The sequence below is a fragment of the Leclercia tamurae genome (assembly GCF_025566055.1).
GTDB classification, from domain to species: Bacteria; Pseudomonadota; Gammaproteobacteria; order Enterobacterales; family Enterobacteriaceae; genus Enterobacter; species Enterobacter tamurae.
Genome location: NZ_JAMHKS010000061.1, coordinates 72,993 through 85,303 on the forward strand (window position 1 = coordinate 72,993; position 12,311 = coordinate 85,303).

Genomic DNA, 12,311 nt, shown 5'->3' on the forward strand with positions numbered 1-12,311 from the left:
CCTTAACTGAGGTTCTCCCCATGAAAAAAGATATCCATCCTAAATACGAAATGATTACTGCTAACTGTTCTTGCGGTAACTCTATCCAGATCCGCTCCACCGTGGGTCACGATCTGAACCTGGACGTGTGCGGCAAATGCCACCCGTTCTACACTGGTAAGCAGCGTGATGTTGCAACCGGTGGCCGTGTTGACCGCTTCAACAAGCGTTTCAGCATCCCGGGCGCGAAATAAGCATCCCGAAAAAAAAGCGCCGCAAGGCGCTTTTTTTATATCTGCAAATCAGTATTCCCACGTATCCGGGTCGATACCCAGCTCACGCATGATCACCTTCGCCTCTTCCGGAATTTCATCACTACGCTCTTTGCGCAGGTCTTCATCGTTCGGCAACGGTTGACCGGTAAACGCGTGCAGGAACGCTTCGCACAGCAGTTCGCTGTTGGTAGCGTGACGCAGGTTATTCACCTGACGACGCGTGCGTTCATCGGTGAGGATCTTTAACACCTTCAGAGGAATGGAAACCGTAATTTTCTTTACTTGTTCACTCTTCTTACCGTGCTCAGCGTATGGGCTGATATATTCGCCGCTCCATTCAGCCATGAGATACCTTTAATCCTCTCTGTCATTAATATGAGGCCGACACCGCAGCGGTTCGCCGGGTTTCGCGCCATAATCCTGCGTAGTTTACCGTAGAGACGCCACCGTGACACGGATATTGCCTCTGGGTTATGCGCTAAAGCATGTAATTTTAACGGCTATTTGCGTATTGCTCAATCTATACGCAAAGAAGTTTAGATGTCCAGATGTATTGACGTCCATATAATCAATGTTTACTCTGGTGCCTGACTTTTCATCCATTAAGCCAGGAAGCCTTCACCATGACGCGTAAACAGGCCACCATCGCAGTGCGTAGCGGATTGAATGATGACGAACAGTACGGCTGCGTTGTCCCGCCGATTCATCTCTCCAGTACCTATAACTTCACCGGATTTAATGAACCACGCGCCCATGACTACTCGCGCCGTGGCAACCCGACGCGTGATGTCACCCAGCGTGCGCTGGCGGAACTGGAAGGTGGCGCAGGCGCGGTGATGACCAATACCGGCATGTCGGCTATTCATCTGGTGACCACCGTGTTCCTGAAGCCTGGCGATCTGCTGGTGGCCCCGCACGACTGCTATGGCGGCAGCTACCGTCTGTTCGACAGCCTGGCGAAGCGCGGTTGCTATCGCGTGCTGTTTGTCGATCAGGGTGATGAGCAGGCGCTGAAACAGGCCCTGGCAGAAAAACCGAAGCTGGTTTTAGTCGAAAGTCCAAGCAACCCGCTGCTGCGCGTGGTGGACATTGCAAAAATTTGTCAGCTTTCGAGGGATGCGGGAGCGATAAGTGTAGTGGATAATACCTTCCTCAGTCCGGCGCTGCAGAACCCGCTGGCACTGGGAGCAGATCTGGTATTGCATTCATGCACCAAATACCTGAACGGCCACTCCGACGTGGTGGCCGGGGTGGTGATTGCTAAAGATCCAGCGCTTGTCACCGAACTGGCATGGTGGGCGAATAATATCGGCGTCACCGGCAGCGCGTTTGACAGCTACCTGCTGCTGCGCGGGCTGCGTACCCTGTCGCCGCGTATGGATGTGGCGCAGCGTAACGCCCAGGCGATTGTCGATTTCCTGAAGACCCAGCCGCTGGTGAAAAAGCTCTATCACCCGTCGCTGCCGGAGAATCAGGGGCACGAGATTGCCGCGCGTCAACAAAAGGGTTTTGGCGCGATGTTAAGTTTTGAACTGGATGGCGATGAGCAGACGCTGCGTCGCTTCCTGAGCGGGTTGTCACTGTTTACGCTGGCGGAATCATTAGGGGGAGTCGAAAGCTTAATCTCCCACGCCGCAACAATGACCCATGCGGGCATGGCGCCTGAAGCGCGTGCCGCCGCCGGGATCTCTGAGACGCTGTTACGCATCTCAACCGGTATTGAAGATTGTGAAGATTTAATTGCCGATCTGGAAAATGGCTTCCGGGTCGCAGCCAAGGGGTAATCATGAGTGTGATAGCGCAGGCAGGGGCGAAGGGTCGCCAACTGCACAAGTTTGGTGGTAGTAGTCTGGCTGATGTGAAATGTTACCTGCGGGTCGCGGGGATCATGTCAGAGTATTCGATGCCGGGGGACATGATGGTTGTCTCCGCCGCGGGCAGCACCACCAACCAGTTGATTAGCTGGCTGAAGTTAAGCCAGACCGATCGTCTCTCTGCGCATCAGGTTCAACAAGCGTTACGCCGTTACCAGAGTGAACTGATCGCCGGTTTATTGCCTGCTAACGTGGCCGATGGCCTGATCAGCACCTTTATCCAGGATCTGGAGCGGCTGGCCGGGTTACTCGACAGCGGCGTGACCGACGCGGTCTACGCCGAAGTGGTGGGCCACGGTGAAGTGTGGTCGGCCCGGCTGATGGCGGCGGTTCTGCAACAGCAGGGCCTGGACGCAGCCTGGCTCGACGCGCGGGACTTCCTGCGTGCCGAGCGTGGCGCCCAGCCGCAGGTGGATGAAGGCCTCTCTTATCCGCTGCTCCAGCAGCTGCTGGTGCAGCATCCAAATAAACGTATTGTGGTGACCGGCTTTATCAGCCGCAGCAACGCGGGTGAAACCGTGCTGCTGGGACGTAACGGTTCCGACTACTCTGCAACGCAGATTGGTGCCCTGGCGGGCGTATCCCGCGTCACCATCTGGAGCGACGTGGCCGGTGTCTACAGCGCCGACCCGCGCAAGGTAAAAGATGCGTGCCTGCTGCCGCTGCTGCGCCTCGACGAAGCCAGCGAGCTGGCCCGTCTGGCCGCCCCGGTGCTGCACGCCCGCACCCTGCAGCCGGTCTCCGGCAGCGATATCGATCTGCAGCTGCGCTGCAGCTACACGCCGGACCAGGGCTCGACCCGCATTGAGCGCGTGCTGGCTTCCGGCACGGGGGCGCGTATCGTCACCAGCCATGACGATATCTGCCTGATCGAGTTCCTCGTTCCTGCCGGACATGACTTTAAACAGACCCACAAAGAGATCGACCTGATCCTGAAGCGCGCCCAGGTGCGCCCGCTGGCGGTGGGTGTGCACACTGACCGTCACCTGCTGCAGTTCTGCTACACCGCAGAAGTGGCCGACAGCGCGCTGAAAATTCTTGATGAAGCGGGCCTGCCGGGCGAGCTTCGTCTGCGTCAGGGGCTGGCGCTGATCGCGATGGTGGGGGCGGGCGTCACCCGTAACCCGCTGCACTGCCACCGCTTCTGGCAGCAGCTGAAAGGGCAGCCGGTAGAGTTTACCTGGCAGTCGGAAGAGGGCATCAGCCTGGTGGCGGTCATGCGCACCGGGCCAACCGAGAGTCTGATCCAGGGCCTGCACCAGTCGCTGTTCCGCGCTGAAAAACGGATCGGCCTGGTGCTGTTCGGGAAAGGCAATATCGGTTCCCGCTGGCTGGAGCTGTTCGCCCGCGAACAGACCACGCTCTCGGCACGTACCGGGTTCGAATTTGTGCTGGCGGGGGTAGTGGACAGCCGCCGCAGCCTGCTCAGCTATGAAGGGCTGGACGCCAGCCGCGCGCTGGCCTTCTTTAACGACGAAGCCATTGAGCAGGATGAGGAGTCGCTATTCCTGTGGATGCGTGCCCATCCGTACGATGACCTGGTGGTGCTGGATGTGACCGCCAGCGAACAGCTGGCTAATCAGTATCTCGATTTCGCCAGCCACGGTTTCCACGTTATCAGCGCTAATAAACTGGCGGGCGCCAGCAATACCCGTAACTATCGCCAGATCCACGACGCCTTTGAAAAAACGGGTCGTCACTGGCTGTACAACGCCACCGTCGGGGCCGGTTTACCGGTTAACCACACCGTGCGCGATCTGATCGAAAGCGGCGACAGCATTCTGGCCATCAGCGGTATCTTCTCCGGCACCCTGTCGTGGCTGTTCCTGCAGTTTGATGGCACCGTGCCGTTTACTGACCTGGTGGACCAGGCGTGGCAGCAGGGGCTGACCGAGCCCGACCCGCGCGTTGACCTTTCCGGTAAAGACGTGATGCGTAAGCTGGTGATTGTGGCGCGTGAAGCGGGCTACGACATCGAGCCGGGTCAGGTGCGCGTGGAGTCGCTGGTGCCGACGGACTGTGAAGAGGGATCTGTGGATTACTTCTTCGAGAACGGCGATGCCCTGAACGAGCAGATGCTACAGCGCCTGGAAGCAGCCCGGGAAATGGGTCTGGTTCTGCGCTACGTGGCGCGTTTCGATGCCAATGGTAAAGCCCGCGTCGGGGTGGAAGCCGTCCGCCCGGAACATCCGCTGGCGGCGCTGCTGCCGTGCGATAACGTCTTCGCCATCGAAAGCCGCTGGTATCGCGATAACCCGCTGGTGATCCGTGGTCCAGGTGCGGGCCGTGACGTCACTGCCGGGGCGATCCAGTCAGATATCAACCGTCTGGCGCAGCTGCTGTAATACCCCTCATCCTCACCCTCTCCCCAAAGGGGAGAGGGAAAAGTCGTCCCCACCATGAACTTTTTTCATCTTTCCTGAGCATTCCTCACCTTCAATGATGATATTTTCAGTTGACGCCAGTCGGCTTTTCCGTCATTTTTACATCTGGACGTCTAAACGTATAGAAGTTCGAACACAACAAAACAACGACACGCGATTGATGAGGTAAGGTATGAGCTTTTTTCACGCCAACCAGCGGGAAGCCCTGAATCAGAGCCTGGCTGAAGTAAACGGCCAGATTAACGTCTCTTTTGAATTTTTCCCGCCGCGCACCAGTGAAATGGAGCAGACCCTGTGGGCCTCTATCGATCGCCTGAGCAGCCTGAAGCCGAAATTCGTTTCGGTGACCTACGGTGCCAACTCCGGCGAGCGCGACCGTACGCACAGCATCATTAAAGGCATTAAGGATCGTACCGGTCTGGAAGCCGCGCCACATCTGACCTGTATCGATGCCACCCGCGACGAACTGCGCACCATTGCCCAGGATTACTGGAACAACGGCATCCGCCATATCGTGGCCCTGCGTGGCGACCTGCCGCCGGGCAGCGGTAAGCCGGATATGTACGCGACCGATCTGGTGGCGCTGCTGAAAGAGGTGGGCGACTTCGACATCTCCGTGGCGGCTTACCCGGAAGTGCATCCGGAAGCGAAAAGCGCACAGGCGGATCTGCTCAACCTGAAACGTAAAGTGGATGCCGGTGCCAACCGCGCCATCACCCAGTTCTTCTTTGATGTCGAAAGCTACCTGCGCTTCCGCGACCGCTGCGTCTCCGCCGGTATCGACGTTGAAATTATTCCGGGTATTCTGCCGGTCTCCAACTTTAAGCAGGCGAAGAAATTTGCCGACATGACCAACGTGCGTATCCCGCTGTGGATGGCGAAGATGTATGAAGGTCTGGACGATGACGCCGAAACCCGCAAGCTGGTGGGGGCCAACATCGCCATGGACATGGTGAAGATTTTAAGCCGCGAAGGGGTGAAAGATTTCCATTTCTATACCCTTAACCGCGCCGAAATGAGCTACGCGATCTGCCATACGCTGGGGGTTCGCCCGGGTCTGTAACGACGAAGCCCTCATAAACAGGAGGGCTTTTATATATCAGGCAGATATCGACGGTATTAACTATCAAATCTGTGGATGGTTTCAATTATCTCTTGTTGCCGGTGGTGTATATCCTAACGATAAAACCATAGAGGGAGCAGAGCGATGAGTACGTCCGACGAGAACCAGACTTCAGGTAAGTGTCCTTTCCATCAGGGCAGTTATGACAAGAGCGCAGGTGCCGGCACCAACAGCCGGGACTGGTGGCCCAAACAGCTTCGTATCGACCTTCTCAACCAGCATTCCGAACGTTCCAACCCGCTAGGCAAAGATTTTAACTACCGCAAAGAATTCAGCAAGTTAGATTACTCTGCCCTGAAAGGCGATCTGAAAGCCCTGCTGACCGATTCCCAGCCCTGGTGGCCTGCAGACTGGGGCAGCTACGCCGGTCTGTTTATTCGTATGGCGTGGCACGGCGCCGGGACCTACCGCTCTGTGGACGGGCGCGGCGGCGCGGGGCGCGGCCAACAGCGTTTCTCTCCCCTCAACTCCTGGCCGGATAACGTCAGCCTTGATAAGGCGCGTCGTCTGCTGTGGCCGATCAAACAAAAATATGGCCAGAAAATCTCCTGGGCCGACCTGTTTATTCTTGCCGGTAACGTGGCGCTGGAGAACTCTGGCTTCCGTACCTTTGGCTTTGGTGCCGGGCGTGAAGACGTCTGGGAACCGGATCTGGATGTGAACTGGGGTGATGAAAAAGCCTGGCTTGAGCACCGCCATCCGGAAAGCCTGGCGAAAAGTGCCGTTGGCGCCACCGAGATGGGGCTGATCTACGTCAACCCGGAAGGGCCAAACGCCAGCGGTGAACCGCTGTCTGCGGCGGCGGCGATCCGCGCCACCTTCGGCAACATGGGGATGAACGATGAAGAGACCGTCGCGCTGATCGCCGGGGGTCATACGCTGGGTAAAACCCACGGTGCCGGGGAAGCGACCCATGTGGGTATCGATCCGGAAGGCGGCCCGCTTGAAGCGCAGGGCCTTGGCTGGGCCAGCACCCACGGCAGCGGTTTTGGTGCCGACACCATTACCTCCGGTCTGGAAGTGATTTGGTCCCAGACGCCGACCCAGTGGAGCAACTACTTCTTTGAGAACCTGTACAAATACGACTGGGTGCAGACCCGCAGTCCGGCAGGTGCCATCCAGTTCGAAGCGTCGAATGCGCCGGAAATCATGCCCGACCCGTTTGACCCGTCGAAAAAACGTAAACCGACCATGCTGGTTACCGACCTGACGCTGCGTTTCGATCCGGAGTTCGACAAGATTTCCCGTCGTTTCCTCAACGATCCGCAGGCCTTTAACGAAGCCTTCGCCCGGGCATGGTTCAAACTGACCCACCGCGATATGGGGCCAATTGCGCGTTATATCGGGCCTGAAGTGCCGAAAGAAGAGCTGATTTGGCAGGATCCGCTGCCGCAGCCGTTCTTCCACCCGACCGCGGAAGATATTCAAAGTCTGAAAGCGGATATTGCGGCTTCCGGGCTGTCGGCCAGCGAGCTGGTGTCGGTGGCATGGGCCTCGGCGTCCACCTTCCGCGGTGGCGATAAGCGTGGCGGGGCCAACGGTGCCCGTCTGGCGCTGGCCCCGCAGCGCAGCTGGGATGTCAACGCCGTAGCGGCGCGCGTGCTGCCGGTGCTGGAAGGCATTTATAAATCGGCGCATAAAGCGTCGCTGGCGGACATCATCGTGCTGGCCGGTGTGGTGGGTGTTGAGCAGGCGGCCAAAGCCGCTGGCGTAAACATCACCGTGCCGTTTACGCCGGGCCGGGTTGACGCGCGACAGGATCAGACTGATATCGGCATGTTTACGCTGCTGCAGCCGGTTGCCGATGGCTTCCGTAACTACCGGGCAGCAATCGACGTCTCGACCACCGAATCGCTGCTGATTGATAAAGCGCAGCAGCTGACCCTGACCGCGCCAGAGATGACGGTGCTGCTGGGCGGGCTGCGTGTGCTGGGCGCTAACTTCGATGGCGGTAAGAGCGGGGTCTTTACCGATCGCGTGGGCGTACTCAGCACGGACTTCTTCGTCAATCTGCTGGATATGGGCACGCAGTGGAAGGCTACCGATGAATCCAGCGAGCTGTTTGAAGGCCGCGACCGCGTGAGCGGGGACGTGAAGTATCTGGCGAGCCGTGCCGACCTGGTGTTTGGTTCCAACTCCGTGCTGCGCGCCCTGGCCGAGGTTTACGCCAGCAGTGATGCCCACGAGAAGTTCGTGACGGACTTTGTCGCGGCATGGGTGAAAGTGATGAATCTCGACCGGTTTGATCTGCTGTAAACAGGAAAATCCCCGCTTCGGCGGGGATTTTTTTGCCGGGTGGCGGCTTCGCCTTACCCGGCCTACGGATTGTAGGCCCGTGCAAGCGCAGCGCCGCCGGGCATGAAGGCTACTCCCATTCCTGTAAAAAACGCTGGCCATACTGGTCGGCAACCACCAGGGCCGCATACACCTGCTCCGGTGTCGCACCGCCCGGCATATTGTGGATGGTTTCATCTTTCGCGCACGACGCGGCCGCCACCAGGCGCATTTTGGCGGGGATATCGGCAGTGATAGCCAGCTGCGCCAGCGTAATCGGCAGCCCCACGCTGCGGCACAGCGCCGCCACGGTTTCGATCTCTTCCACCGGAGCATTCTCCAGCACCAGTTGGGTCAGGGTGCCAAACGCCACTTTCTCGCCGTGATAATAATGATGAGCATCCGGGATGGCTGTCAGACCGTTGTGAATGGCGTGCGCCGCCGCCAGGCCGCCGCTTTCAAAACCAACGCCACTGAGATAGGTATTAGCTTCAATGACCCGCTCAAGGGCAGGGGTCACCACATGCTGCTCCGCTGCCAGCATCGCTTTTTCACCCTCTTCCACCAGCGTGGTGTAGCACAGCTCAGCCAGCGCCAGCGCGGCCTGGGTGCACCTGCCACCCGCCATGGTAGTCGCGCCGCTGCGGGAGCAGGCCCGGGCTTCAAACCAGGTCGCCAGCGCGTCGCCAATCCCGGCGGCCAGCAGGCGGGCAGGGGCACCTGCCACGACTTTCGTATCCACAATTACGATGTTCGGGTTGTGCGGCAGCATCAGGTAGCGATCGAATTCGCCGCTGTCGGTATAGATAACGGAAAGCGCGCTGCAGGGCGCATCGGTAGAGGCAATGGTTGGGGCGATCGCGACCGGGACGTCCATAAAGTGCGCCAGCGCTTTGGCGGTATCCAGCGTCTTACCGCCGCCAATGCCGAGGATCGCCTGACAATCGGCCCCTTTGGCCAGCTCACGCAGGCGATCGATCTCGTTCTGTGAACACTCGCCGCCGAACGGTGCAATTTCGACATAGAGTTCGGCCTGTTCAAAGCTCTGACGCAGCGTTTCTTCGGCAAAACCCAGTACAAACTTATCGCCTACCACCAGCCAGCGTACCGCCAGCGGCTTGAGATAATCGCCGAGGCGGGTGAGCACATCGGCACCCTGAATATATTTACCGGGTGATTGAATAATACGGTCCATATCATGTCTCCCTTAGAGGTTGAGGTTACCAAACGCGTTTTTCCAGTCCTGCTCGAACTTGTCGATGGCTGACTCTACCGCGGGTGTATTGAGCATTTGTTGCGCGACATCAGTCGGCAGAGTAATCGCTTCACATCCGGCGAGCAGGCAGTCCAGCGCCTGACGTGGGGTTTTGAAGCTGGCGGCCAGCACCATGCTCTCTGGCGCGTGCAGCTCCAGCAGGCTTTGCAGCTCCTGCACCGTGCGGATCCCATCGCCGCCCTGGGCATCTACGCGGTTGACGTACGGCGCGATGTACTTCGCTCCGGCCAGCGCGGCCAGTAAACCCTGGGCGGCGCTGTAAACCGCGGTGCCGAGGGTGGTGATGCCCTCTTTTTTTAGCGTTTTGATGGCGACCAGGCCTTCTGCGGTTACCGGGATTTTGACCACAAGATCCTGGAACGTGGCGTTCAGGCGTCGGGCCTCGGCAACCATCCCGGCGGCGTCACGGCTCATGGTCTGGGCAAACAGCGTGCCTTCCGGGCCTACGATCTTCTGCAGACGCGGAAGGACATCCCAGACGGATTCACCGCTGGCGGCAATAATGCTCGGGTTGGTGGTCACACCGGCAATGGGAAAGATACGGGCAAGGCGTTCAACGTCCGCCACACTGGCGGTATCCAGATACAGTTCCATCACTCTTCCTCGTTTTACAGTTCTAATTCATGTTGCAGCAGGGCGACGATGGCCCCTTCGGAGCTGGCGTTGACCAGCGCGCTGCGGAAATCTTCGTGCATAATCCGGCGCGCCAGGCGTGAGAAGATGCGCATATGCTGATCGCCTGCGGCATGTTTATTGAGCGTGAGCATAATGATGAATTGCGCTTCTTCATCGCCCCACTTTACCGGGGCAGGCAGCCGGGCGACGCTGATGGTCGACTGTTCAATATGTTCAGATTTGCTGTGCGGGATGGCGAAGCTAAAGCCGAGGCCGGTAGAAAATACCGCTTCCCGCGCCCAGAGATCGGCCTCCAGCTTGCGAGGATAGCGGCAGCGCCCGGCGAGCAGCAGGTTGTCAGTCATGCCTTTCAGCACCTCTTCCTTACTGCGCCAGTCGTTATCCAGCGAGATACAGCCCGGCGTAACCAGCGGCGTATCCTGTTGGTTCATGCGGAACTGCGCCAGCAGGTGTTCAACTTCCAGTGAGGTGCGGCAATTCATCGCCTGGTTAAGCAGCTGGCGGCAGGCGCGGCTGTCCAGCTGAGCGAGGCGGGCTTTGGTTGCCGGGATCGCGGGGGAACCCATGCTGATTTCATCCAGCCCCAGGCCGACCAGCAGCGGCAAGACCGAGCCTTTGGCGCCCAGTTCGCCGCACAGACCAATCCATTTCCCCTGACGATGGACTGCCTGCACTGCAAAATCCAGTGCGCGTAAAAATGCGGGATTCAGGCTGTTGTAGTGGCGGGTAACTTTGGCGTTATCACGATCCACGGCCAGCAGATATTGCGTCAGATCGTTGCTGCCAATGCTAAAGAAATCAATCTCTTCACAGCACTGGTCGATGATGAACATCACCGACGGCACTTCCAGCATGATGCCGAGCGGGATTTTTTCATCAAAGGGGATCTGTTCGCCGCGCAACTGCTGTTTTGCTTCGGCGAGCTTCTCTTTGACCCACAGGATCTCCTCCATTGAGGAGATCATCGGGATCATAACCTTCAGGCTGCCGTGAGCGGATGCGCGGAGGATCGCCCGCAGTTGGGTCGTGAAGAGGACGGCGTACTCTTCGTAAATACGTACCGCGCGATAGCCAAGGAATGGGTTGTTCTCTGCCGGGATATTCAGATAATCCACCGGCTTATCGCCGCCGATATCCATGGTGCGCACGATAATGCTGCGTTCGCCTGCACTCTCCAGCGCCTGGCAAAAAATATTGTACAGCTCGTTTTCGCACGGCGCGCTGGTGCGATCCATATACAGCATTTCGGTTCGGAACAGGCCGATGGCTTCTGCGCCGTTGCCAAAGGCTGCCTGGGCTTCAATCGCATGAGCAATATTAGCGGCCACCTCAATACGCAGGCCGTCAGCGCTTCTCGCTTGCTGATTCAGCCAGATACTTTGCTGCTGGCGCAGCGCCTGCTGAACGCGTGCTTCCTGTTGGTAATAACGTACAACCGCTTCGCTGGCGTTAACCACTACCGCCCCGGCGTTGCCATCGATAAATACCGGCTGGCTGCACCACTGAAGCAGGTTTTCGCTGTCAACGCCTACCAGCGTCGGGATATTAAAGGAACGTGCAAGAATAACGGTGTGTGAGGTTGTGCCGCCGCTTTTTAACAGCAGCCCTTTCAGCAGCGTTTTATCGAGCTCGAGAAACTGGCCGGGAGTAAGGTCGTCTGCCAGACAGATACTTGGTTGCGTCAGTTGGCCTGGTGCTGGAAAGCGCTGCTCGCCGTAGATGTGCTGCAACAGCTGATAACAAACATCGCGTACATCAAGCACGCGCTCCTGAAGATAGCTGCTGCTGGAGCGGGAAAATTCAGCGCAAAAATGGCTGGCGGTTTCCACTACCGCCTGAGCGCAGCTTAGCCCTTTACTGACGCCTGCCAGAAGATGCTGGCGCAGCGAGGAGTCTGTTGCCAGTGAGCGATGCGCCTCCAGAATGGCGCTGGCGGTACTGTCGCTATCCAGTACACGCAGCTCGATGCTTTTAACCAGCAGCGTCAGGCCATTATCCAGCGCCGACTGCTCCGCTTCCTGGGTTCCCGCAGCAGGTAAATCGGTTAACGCAGTGAGATCGAGAGAGGCCAGTCGTCTCAATGTTCCCTGAGCACTGCCGCTGCAGACCGCCAGCGCACGAAACAGCGTTGGATTAAGGCGCGTCAGGGATTCAGGAAGCGGGGCCAGATCGGTAGAGATGGCGACAGCGAGTGGGGTATCACAGTGAGGAAACTCCTCTTTGAGCCACCTTTCAAGATGCTGATGCGCCTCCTGTTCATCTGGGCCTGTGATAACCAGACGGCAAGCATCACCTGCCAGCGTGTCGGTGCCAATCAGCGCCAGCGCGCTTTTGGCGCTCCCTTTTCGGCCGCTACGCAGATTGTGCCACTCTATCTGTGACGTAAAAGAATTACACAGCGTTTCAACGTGACTTGCTGGGCGCGCATGAACGCCATTGGGCAAGTCGCAGGTAAATTCCACCACCAGAGCCATAACCACTCCTGAGATC

The 12,311-nt window shown here is 58.3% G+C and carries 9 protein-coding genes; 5 read left to right on the plus strand and 4 right to left on the minus strand.

Annotation, left to right across the window (positions count from 1 at the left end; all coding sequences use genetic code 11):
- Positions 1 to 20: 20 nt before the first annotated feature.
- Positions 21 to 233 (plus strand): 50S ribosomal protein L31, encoded by a 213-nt coding sequence (gene rpmE / locus M8318_RS02335; RefSeq protein ID WP_003862040.1) that lies wholly within the window; start codon positions 21 to 23, stop codon positions 231 to 233.
- Between the two features lie 48 nt (positions 234 to 281).
- Here the strand turns inward: rpmE and metJ are convergent, their stop codons facing one another.
- A complete protein-coding gene (gene metJ / locus M8318_RS02340) occupies positions 282 to 599 on the minus strand; it encodes a met regulon transcriptional regulator MetJ (RefSeq protein ID WP_007369220.1) in 318 nt (105 codons plus the stop codon).
- 278 nt (positions 600 to 877) lie between these two features.
- On the opposite strand from metJ, the gene metB reads away from it, so the two are divergent.
- The 4 genes from metB (at position 878) to katG (ending at position 7,891) form a co-directional block, all read left to right on the plus strand.
- Positions 878 to 2,038: a cystathionine gamma-synthase gene (gene metB / locus M8318_RS02345; protein ID WP_262660860.1), complete on the plus strand. Its 1,161-nt coding sequence runs from the start codon at positions 878 to 880 to the stop codon at positions 2,036 to 2,038.
- A 2-nt stretch (positions 2,039 to 2,040) separates the two neighbouring features.
- Positions 2,041 to 4,473, plus strand: coding sequence for a bifunctional aspartate kinase/homoserine dehydrogenase II (locus M8318_RS02350; protein WP_262660861.1), 2,433 nt, complete (start codon positions 2,041 to 2,043; stop codon positions 4,471 to 4,473).
- Positions 4,474 to 4,684: 211 nt separating this feature from the next.
- On the plus strand, positions 4,685 to 5,575 hold the full coding sequence (metF, locus tag M8318_RS02355) for a methylenetetrahydrofolate reductase (RefSeq protein ID WP_106995794.1): 891 nt from the start codon (positions 4,685 to 4,687) through the stop codon (positions 5,573 to 5,575).
- Positions 5,576 to 5,719: 144 nt separating this feature from the next.
- Positions 5,720 to 7,891: a catalase/peroxidase HPI gene (gene katG, locus M8318_RS02360; RefSeq protein WP_262660862.1), complete on the plus strand. Its 2,172-nt coding sequence runs from the start codon at positions 5,720 to 5,722 to the stop codon at positions 7,889 to 7,891.
- 109 nt (positions 7,892 to 8,000) lie between these two features.
- Here the strand turns inward: katG and gldA are convergent, their stop codons facing one another.
- From gldA to ptsP, 3 genes are read right to left on the minus strand one after another with little or no spacing between them, the layout of a single operon-like run.
- Positions 8,001 to 9,104 (minus strand): bifunctional L-1,2-propanediol dehydrogenase/glycerol dehydrogenase, encoded by a 1,104-nt coding sequence (gene gldA, locus M8318_RS02365; protein ID WP_262660863.1) that lies wholly within the window; start codon positions 9,102 to 9,104, stop codon positions 8,001 to 8,003.
- A gap of 12 nt (positions 9,105 to 9,116) precedes the next feature.
- A complete protein-coding gene (fsa, locus tag M8318_RS02370; protein WP_262660864.1) occupies positions 9,117 to 9,779 on the minus strand; it encodes a fructose-6-phosphate aldolase in 663 nt (220 codons plus the stop codon).
- A gap of 14 nt (positions 9,780 to 9,793) precedes the next feature.
- On the minus strand, positions 9,794 to 12,295 hold the full coding sequence (ptsP, locus tag M8318_RS02375; RefSeq protein WP_262660865.1) for a phosphoenolpyruvate--protein phosphotransferase: 2,502 nt from the start codon (positions 12,293 to 12,295) through the stop codon (positions 9,794 to 9,796).
- Positions 12,296 to 12,311: the final 16 nt, after the last annotated feature.